This window comes from Streptomyces fildesensis (assembly GCF_016107395.1).
In the GTDB taxonomy this organism is placed as follows: Bacteria; Actinomycetota; Actinomycetes; order Streptomycetales; family Streptomycetaceae; genus Actinacidiphila; species Actinacidiphila fildesensis.
The window spans coordinates 45,623-64,150 of sequence record NZ_JAAIKO010000043.1 but is presented as its reverse complement, the minus strand read 5'-3'; the positions used below and the strand labels follow the sequence as shown (position 1 = coordinate 64,150).

20 protein-coding genes are annotated in these 18,528 nt (G+C 70.8%); 2 read left to right on the top strand and 18 right to left on the bottom strand.

What is annotated here, in order from left to right:
• Positions 1-18: 18 nt before the first annotated feature.
• The 18 genes from C6N31_RS44510 to proS form a co-directional block, all read right to left on the bottom strand.
• Positions 19-684, bottom strand: coding sequence for a TetR/AcrR family transcriptional regulator (locus tag C6N31_RS44510; protein WP_307811580.1), 666 nt, complete (start codon positions 682-684; stop codon positions 19-21).
• A gap of 50 nt (positions 685-734) precedes the next feature.
• Positions 735-1,571, bottom strand: a complete 837-nt coding sequence (gene whiG / locus C6N31_RS34950; RefSeq protein ID WP_138356433.1) for an RNA polymerase sigma factor WhiG — start codon at positions 1,569-1,571, stop codon at positions 735-737.
• Between the two features lie 267 nt (positions 1,572-1,838).
• Positions 1,839-2,984: a DNA-processing protein DprA gene (gene dprA / locus C6N31_RS34945; RefSeq protein ID WP_198359010.1), complete on the bottom strand. Its 1,146-nt coding sequence runs from the start codon at positions 2,982-2,984 to the stop codon at positions 1,839-1,841.
• Positions 2,984-4,594 (bottom strand): YifB family Mg chelatase-like AAA ATPase, encoded by a 1,611-nt coding sequence (locus C6N31_RS34940; RefSeq protein WP_138356435.1) that lies wholly within the window; start codon positions 4,592-4,594, stop codon positions 2,984-2,986. The genes dprA and C6N31_RS34940 overlap by 1 nt, the downstream gene beginning before the upstream one ends.
• Positions 4,594-4,953: a YraN family protein gene (locus tag C6N31_RS34935; protein WP_138356436.1), complete on the bottom strand. Its 360-nt coding sequence runs from the start codon at positions 4,951-4,953 to the stop codon at positions 4,594-4,596. Before C6N31_RS34935 ends, C6N31_RS34940 begins: the two co-directional genes overlap by 1 nt.
• Positions 4,954-5,070: 117 nt before the next feature.
• On the bottom strand, positions 5,071-5,397 hold the full coding sequence (locus C6N31_RS34930) for a DUF2469 domain-containing protein (RefSeq protein ID WP_138356437.1): 327 nt from the start codon (positions 5,395-5,397) through the stop codon (positions 5,071-5,073).
• Between the two features lie 39 nt (positions 5,398-5,436).
• Positions 5,437-5,916, bottom strand: a complete 480-nt coding sequence (locus C6N31_RS34925; protein WP_138356497.1) for an NUDIX hydrolase — start codon at positions 5,914-5,916, stop codon at positions 5,437-5,439.
• Positions 5,916-6,647 carry a signal peptidase I gene (lepB, locus tag C6N31_RS34920; protein WP_138356438.1) on the bottom strand — a complete coding sequence of 244 codons (732 nt, stop codon included), beginning with the start codon at positions 6,645-6,647 and terminating at the stop codon, positions 5,916-5,918. The genes C6N31_RS34925 and lepB (C6N31_RS34920) overlap by 1 nt, the downstream gene beginning before the upstream one ends.
• A 65-nt stretch (positions 6,648-6,712) precedes the next feature.
• Positions 6,713-7,420 (bottom strand): signal peptidase I, encoded by a 708-nt coding sequence (lepB, locus tag C6N31_RS34915; protein WP_232486039.1) that lies wholly within the window; start codon positions 7,418-7,420, stop codon positions 6,713-6,715.
• A gap of 88 nt (positions 7,421-7,508) precedes the next feature.
• On the bottom strand, positions 7,509-8,789 hold the full coding sequence (gene lepB / locus C6N31_RS34910; RefSeq protein WP_244809453.1) for a signal peptidase I: 1,281 nt from the start codon (positions 8,787-8,789) through the stop codon (positions 7,509-7,511).
• Positions 8,782-9,492 (bottom strand): signal peptidase I, encoded by a 711-nt coding sequence (gene lepB, locus C6N31_RS34905; RefSeq protein ID WP_138356440.1) that lies wholly within the window; start codon positions 9,490-9,492, stop codon positions 8,782-8,784. Before lepB (C6N31_RS34905) ends, lepB (C6N31_RS34910) begins: the two co-directional genes overlap by 8 nt.
• 33 nt (positions 9,493-9,525) lie before the next feature.
• Positions 9,526-9,873: a 50S ribosomal protein L19 gene (rplS, locus tag C6N31_RS34900; RefSeq protein WP_138356441.1), complete on the bottom strand. Its 348-nt coding sequence runs from the start codon at positions 9,871-9,873 to the stop codon at positions 9,526-9,528.
• Positions 9,874-10,007: 134 nt separating this feature from the next.
• Entirely contained in the window at positions 10,008-10,820 is an 813-nt protein-coding gene (trmD, locus tag C6N31_RS34895) for a tRNA (guanosine(37)-N1)-methyltransferase TrmD (protein ID WP_138356442.1), read from the bottom strand.
• On the bottom strand, positions 10,820-11,404 hold the full coding sequence (rimM, locus tag C6N31_RS34890) for a ribosome maturation factor RimM (RefSeq protein WP_138356443.1): 585 nt from the start codon (positions 11,402-11,404) through the stop codon (positions 10,820-10,822). The genes trmD and rimM overlap by 1 nt, the downstream gene beginning before the upstream one ends.
• A gap of 148 nt (positions 11,405-11,552) precedes the next feature.
• Positions 11,553-11,792, bottom strand: coding sequence for an RNA-binding protein (locus C6N31_RS34885; RefSeq protein ID WP_138356444.1), 240 nt, complete (start codon positions 11,790-11,792; stop codon positions 11,553-11,555).
• Between the two features lie 2 nt (positions 11,793-11,794).
• Entirely contained in the window at positions 11,795-12,253 is a 459-nt protein-coding gene (gene rpsP, locus C6N31_RS34880) for a 30S ribosomal protein S16 (RefSeq protein WP_138356445.1), read from the bottom strand.
• Between the two features lie 195 nt (positions 12,254-12,448).
• Positions 12,449-13,045, bottom strand: a complete 597-nt coding sequence (locus C6N31_RS34875; RefSeq protein ID WP_138356446.1) for a hypothetical protein — start codon at positions 13,043-13,045, stop codon at positions 12,449-12,451.
• A gap of 306 nt (positions 13,046-13,351) precedes the next feature.
• Positions 13,352-14,764 (bottom strand): proline--tRNA ligase, encoded by a 1,413-nt coding sequence (proS, locus tag C6N31_RS34870; protein ID WP_138356447.1) that lies wholly within the window; start codon positions 14,762-14,764, stop codon positions 13,352-13,354.
• Positions 14,765-14,916: 152 nt separating this feature from the next.
• Between proS and C6N31_RS34865 the strand changes: the two genes are divergently transcribed.
• Both C6N31_RS34865 and C6N31_RS34860 read left to right on the top strand, forming a co-directional pair.
• Entirely contained in the window at positions 14,917-15,741 is an 825-nt protein-coding gene (locus C6N31_RS34865) for an SAM-dependent methyltransferase (protein ID WP_138356448.1), read from the top strand.
• Between the two features lie 244 nt (positions 15,742-15,985).
• Entirely contained in the window at positions 15,986-18,463 is a 2,478-nt protein-coding gene (locus C6N31_RS34860; protein ID WP_138356449.1) for an excinuclease ABC subunit UvrA, read from the top strand.
• Positions 18,464-18,528 lie beyond the last annotated feature (65 nt).

Below are 18,528 nucleotides of genomic sequence, written 5' to 3'. Positions count from 1 at the left end.
CGGCGGCCGGAACGGGAACTACAGCTGTTCCACGAGGGGGCTCGTGGCCGAATCCGATACCGAATCCGATACCGGGGCCGGTTCCGGGGTCAGGGCCGGTTCCGGGGTCGGGGCTGAGGTGGTGGCCGGGCTCTGCACTCCGCGCAGGGCCATAGCCACCGCGGCGTCGACGATCCGCTCAGGGACCTCGGCGGCGCCCAGCTCGATCCGGCGCACCGCGGCGTCCACGACGCCCTGCAGCAGCATCGCCGTCAGCCGTGGCTCCTCGTGTCCGAGGTCGCCCAGCGCCTCGACCACCATGGCGACCAGACCGCCGTGCGCCGCGCGGATCTTCTCGCGGGCCCCGGCGTCCAGCTCGCCCGCCGAGATGGCCACCACGGCCCGGTGCCGCCGGTCGCCGACCAGGGTGAGCTGGCTGCGGACATACGCCTCGATCTTGGCCGCGGCGCCGTCGGCGGCCTCCATCGCCGCCTCGACCTCGGCGGCCCAGACCGGGAAGTCGACGGAGCACAGTTCCTCGACGACAGCCGCCCGGGAGCGGAAGTACTCATAGACGGACGACCGTGCGAGGCCGGTGCGTTCGGCCAGGGCGGGGAAGGTCAGCGCCTCCGTGCCGCCCTCGGTCAGGAGGGATCGGGCGGCGTCCAGCAGGGCGTCGCGCTGCATCGTCCGGTGCTCGGCCACCGAGGCCGCTCGAATCCTGGGCACCCGTCCACTGTAGGCGGTGACCGGCGTCAGCGGCCGACGTCCGCCAGCTTCGCGCGCAACTGCAGCACCGATTTGGTGTGGATCTGGCTGACCCGGCTCTCGGTGACACCGAGCACCTGGCCGATCTCGGCGAGCGTGAGCCCCTCGTAGTAGTAGAGCGTCACAACGGTCTTCTCGCGCTCCGGGAGGGTGTTCACCGCGCGGGCCAGCAACCGGCGCAGCTCGCGGTCCTCCGCGACCTCCACCGGGTTGTCGGCACCGGTGTCCTCCAGGGTGTCGACCAGGCTGAGCCGGTCGCCGCTGTCACCGCCGACGTGCAGCAGCTCCTCCAGCGCCACCACGTTGGCCAGCGACAGGGCGCTGAACACTCCGTGCAGTTCCTCCAGTCCGAGGCCCATCTCGGCAGCGACCTCGGACTCGCTGGGGGTGCGCCGCAGCGAGGCCTCCAGGGTGGCGTAGGCGCGCTCCACTGCACGCGCCTTCTGCCGTACGGAGCGCGGGATCCAGTCCAGTGCCCGCAGCTCGTCGATCATGGCGCCGCGGATCCGGGTGATCGCGTACGTCTCGAACTTGATCGCCCGTTCCGGGTCGAACTTCTCGATGGCGTCGATGAGCCCGAAGACCCCCGAGGACACGAAGTCCGCCTGCTCGACGTTGGCCGGCAGACCGACGCTGACCCGTCCCGCGACGTACTTCACCAGCGGCGAGTAGTGCAGGATGAGCTGCTCCCGGAGCTTCGCGTCCGCCGTGGACTTGTAGGTCCGCCACAGCGCGTCGAGCGAGGTGGGGGCGGCGGGACGGGGGGCACTGCGCGCGGCGGTGGCCGCCGTGGCCCGGTCCGGCCCGGGGGTGTGCTGGGGCATGCGTCGTCTTGTGCCGTTCTGCCGAGACGTGGGCGGAAAATGGGGTCAATGGGAGCGTAGCGTGACCATAGTGTCGCTTATTGCTACGACTTCCGTATGGGGCATGCGCAGATACGTTCCGCTGGGGGGTTCGGGGCTGCGAGTCCGCCGCGAGTCTCCCGCGAGGGAATGTTGAGCAATCATGCATTCCCCACGCCGACTCCAAACCTCTTCACCCGATTGCCCCAGGTCAACCACCTTCCCCCGAGGTGCTCCGTGTTGACCGGGTCACTCTGCTCGGGGAACCGTCCGGTCCTGGGTGAATCGCGTCAACTTCCATCGTTCTCCGTCCCGTTCCACGAAGCCGAGTGCCTGCAATTCGTAGAGGCGTCCGAGCGTGTCGTCCTTTCCGGTGGCCGAGGCGCGGGCGATCTGCTCGACGCCGGCGCCGCCTTGGGCGGGCAGCGCCTCCAGCACCCGCGTGGCGGCGGCCTCCAGCAGATCCCTGGCCAGCACTGGACCACGTCGCTCGGGCGCCAGGTCGCCGCCGATCCGGCCGACCATCTCGACGACCTCCGCCGCGTCGGTGACCAGCGCCGCCTCATGGCGCAGCAGTTCATGCACACCGGCCGAGAGGCCCGAGGTGCACGGACCCGGCACGCCCATCGTCAGCCGCCCCAGCTCCCGGGCGCACCGCGCGGTGATCAGCGAGCCGCTGCGGTGCTGTGCTTCGACCACCACCGTGCCGCGGGTGAGGGCGGCGATGACGCGGTTGCGGAGCACGAATCTGCTGCGGGTCGGATGGGAGCCCGGTGGCAACTCCCCGACGACCAGGCCCTGTTCCGCGATCCGGGAGATCAAGTCGGCATGCCCCGGCGGATAGGGCACATCCGCTCCGCAGGCCAGCACCGCGATGGTCGCCCCGGCCGCCGACAGCGCGCCCCGGTGGGCCGCGCCGTCCACGCCGTACGCCGCGCCCGAGACCACCACCCAGCCGGCTTCGGCCAGCCCCGCGCCCAGCCGGGCCGCCATATGGGCGCCGTAGTCGGTACAGGCCCGCGCGCCCACCACGGCGACCGACCGCAGGGCCCACATCCGCAGCTTCGGCCGCCCCCGCACCCACAGGCCGTAGGGCCGCGCGGCGCCGAGATCGTCCAGCTGCGCCGGCCAGTCGGTGTCGCCCGGGCAGACGAAGCGCCCGCCGAGCGCTTCCATCGCGGCCAGATCCGCGGCGGGGTCCAGCGCTCCGGCGCGTATCCGGTACCCGGCCATCCGCCGCTCGCTCGCCCCCGGCAGCGGCACACCGGCCAGGATCTCCCGCACCACTTCCCGTGGATCACGCTCCCGCAGCCATCCGCCGACCGTCTCGTCACCCGGATCGGCGATCCGGGTCAGCGCGGCGCGGGCGAGCCGCTCCTCCTCACCGACGGCCATCAGCCACCGCCCACGACGGCCGGCACCCCGCGGGCGACACCGGTGCGCAGTTGCAGGGCCTCCGCCATCTCCCGCGGACCGGGCCGTTCGACCCCGGCGAGATCGGCGATCGTCCAGGCCACGCGCAGGACGCGGTCCAGGCCCCGGGCGGTGAGCAGTCCGCGCTCCATGTCCCTTTCGGCCTCCCGCAGTCCGGCCGGGCCCACCTGCCAGCGGGTGCGCAGCTCATGGCCGGGCACCTCGCTGTTGGTCCGCCACGGGGTCTCCGCGTACCGGACCGCCGCCCGTTCCCTCGCGAGCCGCACCCGGTCCGCGACCCGCGCGCTCGGCTCGGCGCCCGAGGCGCCCTCGATCAGCTCCGTACGGGTCACCGCCTCGACCTGGACGCGGAGGTCCACCCGGTCCAGGAGCGGCCCGGACAGTCTCGCCTGGTACCGGCGAACCGCCGCCGGCGAGCAGTCGCACCCCAGCCCCAGCAGCGAATACCGTCCGCACGGACAGGGGTTCGCGGCGAGGGCGAGCAGGAAGCGCGCGGGCAGCCGCATCACTCCCGCGGAGCGGGCCACCACGACGTGCCCTGACTCCAGCGGCTGGCGCATCGCGTCGAGCACCCGGCCGCTGAACTCCGGCGCCTCGTCCAGGAAGAGCACCCCGCGATGGGCCAGGGAGACCGCGCCCGGCCTGGGCAGACCGCTGCCGCCGCCGATGATGGAGGGCATGGTCGCCGAGTGGTGCGGGGCGCAGTACGGCGGGGTGTCGATCAGCGGTTTGCCGGGCGGGAGGATCCCGGCGACCGAGTGCACCGCGGTGACCTCCAGCGACTCCTGTGCGGTGAGCCGTGGCAGGAGCCCGGCCAGCCGCTCGGCCAGCATCGTCTTTCCGGCGCCCGGCGGGCCCTTCAGGTACAGGTGATGGCCGCCGGCCGCGGAGATCTCCAGGGCACGCCGGGCGGTGTGCTGGCCCGCGACGTCCGCGAGGTCGGGGACCACCTCCCGGCCGGAGACGCCGGTGCCCATACCGGCCCCGGGCACCGCGAGCCCGGCGAACAGCGGGTCGGGACGCCCCTCGTCCCGGTCTTCCTCCTCTTCCGGGACCGTCTCGTCGTTGAGGATCGCGACGAGCTGGCGCAGGGTACGGATGCCGAGCACCGAGACTCCCGGAACGAGCGAGGCCTCGGCCGCGGTGCGTTCCGGAACCACGACGTGCCGGTACCCGGCGTCGGCCGCGGCGAGGACGGCGGGCAGCACTCCGCGGACCGGCCGCACCCGGCCGTCGAGGCCCAGCTCGCCGATCATCATCAGATCGGCGATGGCCCGGGGCGCGAGCCGTTCGTTGGCGGCGAGGACCGCGCACGCGACCCCGAGATCGAAGCCGCTGCCGCTCTTGGGGACCGAGGCGGGGCTGAGGCCCACGGTGAGTTTCTTCTGCGGCCAGGTCTCTCCGCTGTTCACGATCGCCGCCCGGACGCGGTCGCGGCTCTCGCTCAGGCTCTTGTCGGGCAGTCCGACGAGGGTGAACGCGGCCAGCCCCGGTTCGAGGTCGGCCTGGACCTCGACGACCACGCCCTCCACGCCGACCAGGGCCACCGAGCAGGTGCGGGCGAAGCCCATCAGGCCACCCCCCGCACATGCTCGACCCGGGCCGCGCCGCGGCCGGGCAGGACCACCCCGACCAGGTCGATCCGCACCCCGCCGGAGGGCGGGCCGCCGTGCTCGCTGAGCCAGTACTCGGCGAGCAGCCGCAGCCGCTCCGCCTTGCGCGGGGTGACGGCCGCCATGGGGTGCTCGTAGTCACCGCCGGTGCGGGTCTTCACCTCGCACATCACCAGCGCGTCGCCCTCGGACGCGACGATGTCCACCTCGCCGCGGCGGCACCGCCAGTTCCGTTCCAGCACTCTCAGGCCGGCCGTGGCCAGCCAGCGGGCCGCCAGTTCCTCGCCGTACCTGCCACGGGCTGCTCGTGCGTTCACGCACACCACCTCCGCCACTCACTGTGACGGAGGTGGTGCACTACAGATGATCTTGAACTTACCTGTGGATAACCCGGTCGGAGAGGCCGGTCAGCGGGCCGTCATCCCCACCCGGGGTCAGCTGTTGAAGCCCGCTTCGTCGGACGACAGATCGAGATCGGCCTTGTTCAGCTCTTCAATGTTCACGTCCTTGAATGTGAGGACCCTGACCTGCTTCACGAAGCGGGCCGGCCGGTACATGTCCCACACCCAGGCGTCAGCCATGGACACCTCGAAGAAAACCTCACCCTGAACCGAGTGCACCTGCATCTCGTAATCGTTGGTCAGGTAGAAACGCCGCTCGGTCTCGATCACATATTTGAACAACCCGACGACATCGCGGTACTCCCGGTAGAGCTTCAGCTCCATCTCGGTCTCGTACTTCTCGAGGTCCTCGGCGCTCATCGCATGTTCCCCTTCAGCCGTACGTCCCCCCATTGTGCGTCAGTCACGCTCCGTCCCCAGCGGGATCGGGAATTGTGGGGGTCCTTCGTCGAGCAGCGTACGCAGCAGCCCGGCGAGCCTGATCGGGTACACCGTCTCACGAGAGGACAGAAGTTCCTCGCAGGTCCACCACCGAAGCCCGGTGACGCTGCGCCGCTCCAGTTCGGTGTGCCCACCGGTGTCGAACTCGGTGGTGCTGGTGCGGGCCAGGTAGTACCACTCGTCCTGCTCCCACTGGCGCCCGTCGAACGCGAACGAACACGTCCGCTCCCACAGCACGGGCCCCAGTTCCACCGAGGTCATCCCGGTCTCCTCGGCCAGTTCCCGGCGGGCCGCCGCGGCCAGGCTCTCGCCCTCCTCGACCCCGCCGCCCGGAGTGAACCACCAGGTCGTCGAAGGGTCGGCCGGTTCGCAGCCGTGCAGCAGCAGGATGCGGTCGGCGGGATCCAGCAGGACGACCCGGGCCGCGCGGCGCCTGATCACCGGCGGCGGCGCAGTCTGCGGGCGATCGGACCGTACGCCGCGCCGCCGAGGATCAGCACCGCTCCGGCGAACACCGCGACGGTGATCCAGCGCAGCGGTCCCTGCTGGGAGACCCCGCCGGGCAGCGCGGTGAAGTTCTTGGCCCGGTCCACCATGCCGAGCCGCCCCAGCGGCCACGCCACGGCGTCCACCCGGGCCCGGACCGCGCCGCGCGGCACCGTACCGGTCTCGCCGCCGGTCATGTGCACACGGGAGTCCAGCGACTCGGCCCGGTTGTCGCCGAGGAGGAAGAGCTGCCCCTTGGGAACCGTGGTCTTGAAGGGCGTGATCGACGCCGGTCCGCCGTGCAGCAGATAGCTCTCCTCGACCGGTTTGCCGTTGACGAGCATCCGGCCCTGCTTGTCGCAGCAGGTGATGACGTCGCCGTCCACGCCGACGACGCGCTTGACCAGCGTCGCGCTGCCCCACAGCTGGTCCTGGAAGACCACGATGTCGCCGCGGCGGACGTCCGACCCGTCGACACGCTGCGCAAGGATCCGGTCCCCCGGCTCCACGGTCGGCTGCATGGACTGGCTCGGCACGGTGTAGGGCCGGTAGGTCACCGCTCCCCAGGCGAAGCCGCCCAGGAACAGCACACACCCCATGGCTACGGCCAGCCCGGACAGTATGTGTCCGAGCCGGCCGTCATCCCTACGTATCGCACTGCTGCTCGTGGAACTGCTGCTCATGGATCCGCACCCTACCCGGCGGTACCCGCCGAGGTCAGCAGTCCCCGGCAGGCATTTCCGGCTGGTCAGCCGGCGGAGCCCTCAGCGGCCTCCGCGCCCTTGCGGGTCAGCCGGCGCCGGCGCATCAGCACCAGCGGAAGCGCGCCCACCAGGCCGGCGGTGGCCGGCAGCGCGGCGCCCGCCGCGTTGATCCCCGGCTGCTCGAAGGTGTCGGGGATGGGCAGCATGCCCCAGCGGTTGATGGGCCAGGCCTTCACGAAGGCACGGCCGACCACATCGTCGAGCGGGACGTACCCGTTGCCCGGCTGGTCCATGTGGTACCGGGAGTCCAGCGAGTTCTGGCGGTGGTCGCCCATCATCCAGATGTGGTCCTTGGGCACCGTCACCTTGAACGGCTTGTCCATCGTGCACGGAGTGTTGTCCGGGTAGACGTACGGCTCGACGAGCGCCTTGCCGTTCACCTTCAGCGGACCGGTGCCGTTGCATTCGACGGTGTCGCCGCCCACGCCGATGACCCGCTTGATCAGGTCCTTCTCCTGCGCGGAGGGCATCAGACCGATGAAGCTGAGGGCCGACTGCAGCCCCCGCGACACCGCGTTGCCGCTGGGCGGCGGGTTCTCGGGCAGCCAGCCGCCCGGGTCGTGGAAGACGACGACCTCGCCGCGGTCGGGCTCGGAGCCGAACCACGGGGTCAGCTTGTCCACCAGAACCCGGTCGCCCTCCTGCAGGGTGTTCTGCATCGAGTCCGACGGGATGGAGAACGCCTGCACCAGGAACGTCTTGATCAGCAGCGCCAGTACCAGCGCGATGCCGATGAGCAGGGGCAGTTCCTTCCAGAACGACCGCTGCTTGCGCTCCGGCCTACGGCGCCGGCCCGCCGCGCCGCTGTCCTCGCCACCGGCCGCACCGGGTTCCGGCGCGGGTTCGTGCCCGGACTCGTTCTCGTGCCCCGCATCGGGGGCCGAGCCGCCGTCCGCCGTCTTCTGGACAGAGCCCGCCGGGATGTCCCCGTCTTCGGGCTCGCCGGATCCGGATCGTGCGCCGACCGCCAGGTCCCCCACGTTCACTCCTCATTCCACGCTGCCGCCTGCGCCATGACTGACGCAGGCCCACCACTCCCATAACGAGCGGGAGTTCCGCAGGAGTCGGGAGGGGGTTCGTTCCTTGCTCATTGTTGGCCGTGCCCACCTTAGTCGGCGGTTCCAGTGCACTTGTGCCGGTCGACCGCGCGTCGGGCACCGAGGCGTACGTCCCCGGCTCCTCCAGTTTGCGCCAATGACCCAGCGGCCACGCGATGACGAACGCCCGGCCCACCACCAGATCCAGTGGCACCGTCCCCTGACCTGCCTGGTCCATGTGGAAACGGGAGTCGGCGGAGTTGGAGCGGTGGTCCCCCATCACCCACACCCGCCCCATGGGCACCTTCACACTGAACTGCGACTGCGAGGGGATATCACCCGGATTGATGTACGGCTCGATCAACGGAGTGCCGTTGACGGTAATCCGGCCGTCCTTGTCGCAGCACTTCACGGTGTCACCGCCGACCGCGACCACCCGCTTGATCAGGTCCTGTTCGCCCGAGGCCGGCAGCAGTCCGATGAAGGTGAAGAACTCCTTCACCTGCTTGACCACCACCGGATCCGGCTTGGGCTTGGGCTCGTTCGCCAACCAGCCGCCCGGGTCCTTGAAGACCACGACATCGCCGCGCTGCGGCGTGCTGCCGAACCACGGAGTCAACTTGTCGACCAGCACCCGGTCGCTGATCCTGATGGTCTGCTCCATCGAACCGGACGGGATGACGAAGGCCTGCAGCAGGAACGTCTTGAGCACCAGGGCGATCAGCAGCGCCACGACGAGCAGCAGCGGTACCTCACGTGCCGCCGACCGGCGCCGCTTGCGCTTGACCTTGCGGGCCAGCTTGCGCCGTTCCGCCCGGGTGGGCCCGCCGCGCGGCACGGATCCGTAGCCGAAGCCGTCGCCGGATCCGCCGCCATCGCCGCCGCCATCGCCGGTGCCGGATCCGTTGCCGGAATCGCGCCCCGGGCCCGTCCGGGCGTCCGTGCCGGCATGCATGCCGGCACGGACCGGCCGGACCGCGCCCGGCCGGTGGTGCCCGTACCGCGGCCTGCCGCGGTTACCCACGGCCCCGACCTGGTTCGGGTATGGCGGCGAAGACCGCCGGACGGTCCAGGGACCGCATACGCCCGATCGGCCAGCCGATCCAGTCGGCCCGCCCGATCACCTCGTCCAGCGGGACGGTGCCGCCGCCGGGCTCGCCGAGATGATCCCGGGAATCCCGGGAGTCGCCACGGTGGTCACCCATCACCCACAGCCTCCCTGCCGGCACTTGGATGTCGAACGGTACCTGGGAGGGTGTATCGCCCGGATACAGATAGCCCTCGTCCAGCGGATGACCGTTCACCATGAGCCGGCCCAGCGCGTCGCAACAGGTGACCCGGTCCCCGCCGATACCGATCACCCGCTTCACATAGTCGGTCCCGCCGGTCCGGAGGAACGATCCGTCACCGTCGAAGACGACGATGTCGCCCCGCTCCGGCTCCCGGCCGAAACGGTACGCCAGCTTGTTCACCAGCACCCGGTCCCCGATCTGCAGCGTCCCCTCCATCGATCCGCTCGGAACGAGGAACGGCTGCACCAGGAAGGCGTTCGCCAGGAAGAGGGCGGCCACACAGGCGACGGCGGGCAGCGCCGTACGCCACCAGCGGGCCACGGACCACCACGGAGGCAGGGACGACGGGGACACAGCGAAGCGCGACCGCCGCTTCCCCTGCTGTTCAGCGGGGGAAGAGCGATCGCGCTCCGGGAGTTCTGCGTCCGTGTCCATCGAGCGGAGAGCCTATACGGCCCCGCGATGGGCTCAGTTGTCGCGCTTCTCCTTGATCTTCGCGGCCTTGCCGCGCAGCTCACGGAGGTAGTACAGCTTGGCGCGACGGACGTCACCGCGGGTCACGATCTCGATCTTCTCGAAGATCGGGCTGTGCACCGGGAAGGTACGCTCGACGCCGACGCTGAAGCTGACCTTGCGGACCGTGAAGGTCTCGCGGACGCCGGCGCCCTGGCGGCGGACGACTACGCCCTTGAACTGCTGCACACGCGAGCGGGTGCCTTCGATGACACGCACGTGGACGTTGATGGTGTCACCGGGGCGGAACGCCGGGACGTCGTCACGCTTCGAGGCGTTGTCGACGGAGTCGAGAATATGCATGAAGATCTTCTGCTTCCTTCGCCCATGCCACAGGTCATCGGCGGAACTGTCGTGATGATGATTCGGAATGCCGCTCCGTCGGGCGAACGTCGGTCCCCCTGTGGCAGGGGCGCCGCCGGACGTACAGCAGGCGCCTATTCTTCCACGGCGGAGGCCGAGCGCCCAAATCGGCCGTCCGGCAGCTCTTCCCAGCCCAGCTCCACCAGGAGTCTGCGGTCCAGCTTGTCGAGCGCGGCCGGGTCGCAGCGCTCGATCAGGTCCGGCCGGTTGGCGGTGGTGCGGCGGAACGCCTCGTCACGGCGGAAGCGGGCGACCTTGCCGTGGTGGCCGCTCAGCAGCACCTCCGGCACCTCGCGCTCCCGCCAGACGGGCGGCTTCGTGTAGACCGGCCCCTCGAGGAGGTCGGCCATCGCGCCGGGCGCGAAGGAGTCGTCGCGGTGCGACTCGGCGTTGCCGAGCACGCCGGGCAGCAACCGGGCCACCGCCTCGACGATCACCAGGACCGGGGCCTCGCCACCGGCCAGGACGTAGTCGCCGATGGAGACCTCGCGCACGTCGAAACGGTCGCCGTACTCCTCGATGACCCGGCGGTCGATGCCCTCGTAGCGGGCCGGCGTGAAGACCAGCCAGGGCCGCTCGGACAGTTCGACCGCGAGTTCCTGGGTGAACGGCAGACCACTGGGCGTCGGGACGACCAGCACCGGCCGCTCCTCCCCCGCTTCCGAGGTCACCGCGTCCAGCGCCTCGCCCCACGGTTCCGGCTTCATCACCATGCCGGGGCCGCCGCCGAACGGGCTGTCGTCCACGGTGTTGTGCCGGTCGTGGGTCCAGTCGCGCAGGTTGTGGATCCGCACATCGAGCTGCCCGCGGGCCCGCGCCTTGCCGACCAGCGACACGTTCAGCGGTTCCAGGTACTCAGGGAAGATCGTGATGACGTCGATACGCATCAGGCAGTGCCGTCAGCACCGTCGGAGTCGCGGGTGCCGCCCTCGGTGTCGCGGGTGCTGGCGATCTCGGCCTCGGCCTCGTTGAGCAGGCCGGGCGGCGGGTCGATCACGGCCCGCTGGTTCTCCAGGTCGATCTCCGGGACGATCTCGCTGACGAACGGGATCATCACCTCGGTACCGTCCGGGCGCTCGACGATCAGCAGGTCCTGTCCCGGCAGGTGCGAGATCTCCAGGATGCGGCCGACCTCCGTACCGTCCACGGTCACCACGTCGAGGTCGACGAGCTGGTGGTCATAGAACTCCTCGGGGTCCTCGGGCAGCTCCGCCGGGTCCACCTCGGCGATCAGCAGGACGTTACGCAGCGCCTCGGCGCCGTTGCGGTCCCGTACGCCCTCGAAGCGCAGCAGCAGACGGCCGCTGTGCACCTTGCCGGACTCGATGGTCAGCGGGCCGGCGGTGGCCGGGTCCGTGGCCAGTACCGCGCCCGGTCCGAGCCGTACCTCCGGCTCGTCGGTGCGCACCTCGACGGTGACCTCACCCTTGATGCCGTGGGCGCGCCCGATCCGGCCGACTACCAGCTGCACTCTGCTTGCCCTTCACTAAGAATCTGTTCACGCACGGAAGAACCTGTTCCCGCAGGACGGATCCGTTCACGACGATCCGTCCCGGAACACGACAACGGGCCGGGGCCGGCAATCGCCGCCCCCGGCCCGTGCCGGTACTGCATTGGTCTCAGCGGACCTGATCCACGTCGACGAGGTCGACGCGGATGCCACGGCCGCCGAGGGCGCCCACGACAGTACGCAAAGCGCGTGCGGTGCGGCCGTTGCGGCCGATCACCTTGCCGAGGTCGTCCGGGTGGACCCGGACCTCGAGGACGCTCCCGCGGCGCAGGGTCTTCGCAGACACCTGCACATCATCGGGATTGTCGACGATGCCTCTCACGAGGTGCTCGAGAGCCTCCTCGAGCATGCTCAGGCCTCGGTGGTCTCGGCCGGGGCCTCAACAGCGGCCTCGACAGCGTCATCGGCCTTCTTCTCGGCCTTCTCCGCCTTCTTGGCCTTCGGGGTGATTGCCTCACCCTTGGGCTCGTTGCCGGCGTCCTTGGCAGCGGCCTCGAAGAGGATCCGCTTGTCGGCCTTCGGCTCGGCGACGAGCATCGGAGCCGGGGCCGGCAGGCCCTTGAACTTCTGCCAGTCGCCGGTGACCTTGAGGATGGCCATCACGGGCTCGGTCGGCTGTGCGCCGACACCCAGCCAGTACTGGACACGCTCGGTGTCGACCTCGATGCGCGACGGGTTCTGCACCGGGTGGTACAGGCCGATCTCCTCGATGGCCCGGCCGTCACGGCGGGTACGGGAGTCGGCGATGACGATGCGGTAGTGAGGCGAACGGATCTTGCCCAGACGCTTCAGCTTGATCTTGACTGCCACGGGAGTGGGTTCTCCTGGAATTGACGAGGTTGGGCACAGCGGACACCCACGTGGGGTTGTGGGATTCGTGCGCCCAGCGGACGCGTCAGCCGAAGGAGAGAGGGTTCCTGCACGGCTGTCGAGTTCTCAGCTGGCTATTCTGCCACACGGTGACACGCCCGGCTAATCCGAGCGGACCAGCGGCTTCGGCTCACCTCACCCGACGCCGGCGCCGACGACCTCCGGGATCCGGAACGCCTGTCCGCAGGCCCCGCACATGATCGGCGCCTGGGCGAGGACGGACGGTACGACGCGGACGTTGCGCCCGCAGTCGCAGACGGCCTTGACCCGCACTCCCCCACCGGACGAACCGTGCCGCGCCGCCGGACCGCGGAAACTGCGTCCCGTGTCCGCGGTGGTCGCGACGGTGTGTGCCTTCAGGGCCCGGTGCAGCCGGTCCATGGTGGCTCGATAGCGCTTCTTGGTGTCGGGGCGCAGACCGACCAGGGAGAAGCCGCTGCTGGGATGCGGCTCCTCGGCATGGTCGAGGCCCAATTCATCGGCGATCGCCAGAAAACGGCGGTTGTGGTAGCGGCCGGCTCGCGACGTGTCACGGACGCCGCGTGCTGCGGCGACTCCGTGCACGGCCTCGTGGAGCAGCCTTTCGAAGGAGAGCTCGGTCCCGCAGGCGGACGAGGACTCTCCGATAAGGGACTCTGGCGCGGCCAGATCCGGCAGTTCGGGGTGGTGCCGTTGAATGTCGGCCCACGCGACTGCCAGCTCGGCGGCGAGAACTGGTGGTGTCGTGCTCACGCCGTGACAACGAGCCGGGGTGGCCCAGTGTTCCGATTCCGGGCCACCCCAAATAATTTGCACTCATCGGTCAGTTCCGGAGGATGCGTCCGGCGCGGGGCGGGAGCGGAGGATAGTGGAGAATCCGAACACCCGCCCCGAAGTCGGGACGTATCACCGAAAAATTACGACCGTTTCCGGCCAGCTACCTTCGGCTACCGACGGAGGACCGTCAGCGACCAGCGGTAATGGCCCAGCCCGCGAGCTCCGCACGGAACTCCGTACCGATCCGTACAGAGTTCAGTACGTGGGATCGGTGCGCAGGACTCAGTACGCGCGGGCTACGACCGCGAGCGTGCCCGGGGCGTCGTCGGAGTCCGGCACGGTGCCGTCCTCGGCGATCAGGCAGCGCACGGAGACGCTCTGCTCGGCCAGCTTGGCCTCGCCCTCCGGACCGAGATCGGCCCACGGGATGCGGGCCCAGCCGGTGGCGGCGGCCTCGGCCGCCTCCCCGATGGTCGCCACGTCCACGGTGCGCGACTCGCGGCGCTCCAGGCTCTCCCGCAGCAGCTGTGCCTGGTCCTCCTCAAGGATCCCGGGGATCAGGGCCTCCAGCGCGTCGAGCGCCACCGGCTCCTTGCCGCCGGGGATCCGGCGGGCCAGCATCGCGGTGCCGTTCTCCAGGTCGCGCGGACCGACCTCGACACGCACCGGAACGCCCTTGAGCTCCCAGTCCACGGCCCGGCGGCCGAACGGCGTGTCGGTACGGGCGTCCACCTGGACGCGGATCCCGGCCGCCTTGAGGCGGGCGCCGATCTCGTGCACCTTGGCGATGACCGTGTCGTCGCCCTTGATGGCCAGCACGACCACCTGGACCGCGGCGAGCCGCGGCGGGACGCGCAGGCCGTTGTCGTCGCCGTGCGACATGATCAGGCCGCCGACCATCCGGGTCGAGACGCCCCACGAGGTCTGCCAGACGTGCTCCTGCTTGCCCTCGCCCGACAGGTACGAGGTGTTGAACGCCTTCGCGAAGTTCTGGCCCAGCTCATGGCTGGTGCCCAGCTGCAGGGCCTTGCCGTCGCCCATCATGCCCTCGAGGGTGAGGGTGTTGATCGCGCCGGCGAAGCGCTCCTTGGCGGTCTTCCGGCCGAGCACCACATCGATGCCGAGGACGTTCACCATGAAATCGGCGTACACGTCCTGATGGATCCGCGCGGCGTAGGCACGCGCGTCCTCGTAGGTGGCGTGGGCGGTGTGGCCCTCCTGCCAGAGGAACTCGGTGGTGCGCAGGAAGATCCGCGGACGCATCTCCCAGCGGACGACGTTCGCCCACTGGTTGATCAGCAGGGGCAGGTCGCGGTAGCTCTGCACCCACTTGGAGAAGTACTCGTTGATGATCGTCTCGGAGGTGGGGCGGACGACGATCGGCTCGTCCAGCTCCTTGCCACCGCCGTGCGTGACGACCGCCAGCTCGGGGGCGAAGCCCTCCACGTGCTCGGCTTCGCGCGTCAGGTACGACTGCGGGATGAAGAGCGGGAAGTAGGCGTTCTGGGCGCCCGCGTCCTTGATGCGCGCGTCCATCTCCTGCTGCATCCGCTCCCAGAGGGCGTATCCGTAGGGCCGGATCACCATCGTGCCGCGCACCGGGCCGTTGTCGGCCAGTTCGGCCTTGTTGACCAGGTCCTGGTACCAGCGGGGGAAGTCGACCGCCTGAGGCGTGAGAACGGGGGGCTTTGCCATGCCGCAGATGTTACGGGGCGATGACCGCCGGACGTGAATCGGGCCGCCCTCTGGACGGGAGCCCAAAACCGGAGTTGTCTGGCTTTCGGGGACATGCACAAAGCACCGGGGGGCACACGAGGACGGCGACTCGGCTGATTGGGGCGGCTCCGATGACACCCACGCTCGTTCGCGGATCCAGAACACGCGCCGATACCAGGGCGCGGGACTGGGCCGAGATCCAGGAGCGGATGCTGGTACCGCTCTACGAGGCCGTGTACGACCGGCTCGACGTCGGCCCCAGCACCCGGCTGCTCGGGCTCGGCTGCGGATCCGGCCTCGCGCTGCTGATGGCCTCGGCCCGCGGCGCGGCCGTCACCGGCTGCGATCCCGACGAACGCCGGCTCGCGCTCGCCCGTGAGCGGCTGCTCCCCGAACCGCGGTGGGGCGCTCCGGCCCGGCGCAGGGCCCGCGCGGAGTTACGTTTCGGCGGTCCCGTCCGCCCGGCGGACCGGGCGGCCGCGCCGTTCACGATGGTGACGGCGCTGGATCCGGCGTCGCCCTGCGACGAACTGCGGCCCGACCTGACGGCGGCGGCCCGGCTCACGGAGCGCGGCAGTCCCGTGGTGCTGGCCGGCTGGGGTCCCTCCGAGCGATGTGCCACCTTCCGGGTGCTGTGTGTCGCGGCGCGGCTGGCGGAGCCGCGCGGCCACACGGTCAGGAGCCGGCTCAGCGGTCGCGACGACCTGGAGGAGCTGGCCCGGGACGCCGGGCTGCGGCCGGACGGCTCCGGCCGGGTGGCCTGCCCCTTCGGCTATCCGGACATGGACAGCGCGGTCCGCGGACTGCTCTCCACCGGCCTGTTCGACCCGGCCGCGGAGGCCACCGACCAGCCGCAGGTGGAGAAGGAGCTGGCGGAGGCGCTGCACCCGTACCGGCGGGCCGACGGGACGGTCCGGATGGAGAACGTCTTCCGGTACGTGGTCGCCCGCGTCTGAACTCCGTGCCGTACGCCCGCGGGGAGGCGACCCCGCGGGCGTACGGCACATCCGCGGACCACGCCGACCGCCCCGGACACCGGGGCTTCTGACGGGGCGGCACCCGGTTCCACGCCTCCGTGGCAGCACCCATGGCACTCCGATGCCAGCGCCGCTCGCGCCAATTCCGGAGTAAATCGTACGATCAGGTCACAACCGGTAGCTTCCTGCCGCCGCACCCCCCGATGGGACGGAGAGGAGCCCGATGACCGATCCGTACCTCCGGGTGCGCGGCGCGCGGGAGCACAATCTGCGCGGGGTCGATGTGGACCTGCCGCGGGACGCGCTGGTCGCCTTCACCGGGGTCTCCGGCTCCGGCAAGTCCTCGCTCGCCTTCGGCACGATCTACGCCGAGGCGCAGCGCCGCTACTTCGAGTCCGTGGCCCCGTACGCGCGGCGGCTGATTCACCAGATCGGCGCACCCAAGGTCGACGAGATCACCGGTCTGCCGCCCGCCATCGCCCTGGAGCAACGGCGGTCCGCGCCGGGTTCGCGCTCCTCGGTGGGCACGGTCACCACGTTGTCGAACTCGCTGCGCATGCTGTACTCACGCGCCGGCAGCTATCCGCCGGGCGTCACCGAGCGGCTGGACTCCGACGCGTTCTCCCCCAACACCCCGGCGGGCGCCTGTCCGGAGTGCCACGGGCTGGGCACGGTGCACCGGGTCAGCGAGGACTCGCTCGTCCCCGATCCGTCGCTGACCATCCGTGAGGGTGCGGTGGCCGCCTGGCCGGGGGCCTGGCAGGGCAAGAACCTGCGCGACATCCTCGACGCGCTCGGCCATGACATCGACGCGCCCTGGCACAAGCTGCCGCAGGAGGCGCGCGACTGGATCCTGTTCACACCGGAGCAGCCGGTCGTCACCGTCCACCCGGTGCGGGACGCCGACCGCATCCAACGCCCCTACCAGGGCACGTACATGAGCGCCGAGCGCTATGTGCTGCACACCTTCGCCGACTCCCGGAGCGAGGCGCTGCGCAAACGGGTCCGGCGGTTCATGACGAGCTCGCCCTGCCCGGTGTGCGGCGGGCGGCGGCTGCGCCCGGAGTCGCTGGCGGTCACCTTCGCCGGCCGGGACATCGCCGCCCTGGCCGCCCTGCCCCTCACCGAACTGGCCCGGCTGCTGCGGGAGACCCCGCATGGGACCGGCTCCGTGGCCGGCACGATCGCCGGGGACCTCGTGTCCCGGATCGAGGCGCTCGGCGAGCTGGGGCTGGGCTATCTGAGCATGGACCGGCCGACGCCGACGCTCTCGGCGGGCGAACTGCAGCGTCTGCGGCTCGCCACCCAGCTGCGCTCGGGGCTGTTCGGCGTCGTCTACGTCCTCGACGAGCCGTCAGCCGGGCTGCACCCGGCCGACACCGAGGCGCTGCTGACGGTGCTCGACCGGCTCAGGGCGGCCGGGAACTCGCTCTTCGTGGTCGAGCACGACATGGCGGTGGTGGCGCGCGCCGACTGGGTCGTCGATGTCGGGCCGCTGGCGGGCGAGCACGGCGGCCGGGTGCTGCACAGCGGTCCGGTGGCCGGGCTGGCGTCGGTCGCCGAATCGGAGACCCGCCGGTTCCTGTTCCCCGAGGGGCCGCCGGCCGCCGCGCGCGTACCGCGCGAACCGTCCGGCCTGCTGCGGCTGCACGGTGTCACCCGGCACAATCTGCGCGGCCTCGACGCGGTGGTGCCGCTCGGGGTCTTCACGGTGGTGACCGGTGTTTCGGGGTCCGGGAAGTCGACGCTGGTCAGCCAGGTGCTGGCCGATGTCCTGACGGAACACCTGGGAACGTCCGCCGAGGAGGATCCGGAGGAGGCCGGAGCGGACGAGGTCCCGGCCGGCGGGGGAAGCGCTGCCTCGTACGCCACCTCGGTGACGGGCCTCGAGGCCGTCGGCCGGCTGGTACGGGTCGACCAGCGGCCCATCGGCCGCACGCCACGGTCCAACCTGGCGACGTACACGGGTCTGTTCGACGCCGTACGCAAGCTCTTCGCGGCCACCGACGAGGCACGCAAGCGCGGCTACAACGCCGGGCGCTTCTCGTTCAACGTCGCCACCGGCCGCTGCGAGACCTGCCAGGGCGAGGGGTTCATCGCCGTCGAACTCCTCTTCCTGCCCGGCAGTTACGCCCCCTGCCCGACCTGCCACGGTGCCCGCTACCGGCCGGAGACCCTGGAGATCACCTACCGCGGCGCGAGTGTCGCCGACGTCCTGGCGATGACGGTCGACGCGGCGTACGACTTCCTGGCCGACGTTCCCGCCGCGGCCCGGCCGCTGAGGACCCTGCAACAGGTCGGGCTCGGCTATCTGCGGCTCGGCCAGCCGGCCACCGAGCTGTCCGGCGGGGAGGCCCAGCGGATCAAGCTGGCGGCCGAACTGCAGCGCGCGGGCCGCGGGGCGCGCTCGCACACCCTCTATCTGCTGGACGAGCCGACCACCGGGCTGCACCCGGCCGACACCGAACTGCTCATGCGCCGGCTGCACGGGCTCGTCGACGCGGGGAACTCCGTCGTCGTGGTCGAGCACGACATGGATGTGGCGGCCGGTGCCGACTGGATCATCGACATGGGTCCGGGGGGCGGCGACCGGGGCGGGCGGATCGTCGCGGAAGGGGTTCCCGCGCTCGTCGCCCGGTCGCCGCGGAGCATCACCGCCCGCTATCTGGCGCCGAAGATCCCCGGCAGTCCGCCGGTCTGACCACCGACGCCCGCATATCCGGGACTCTTGACATGTACAGGAGGCATCGCTGCACTTGGTGAGGC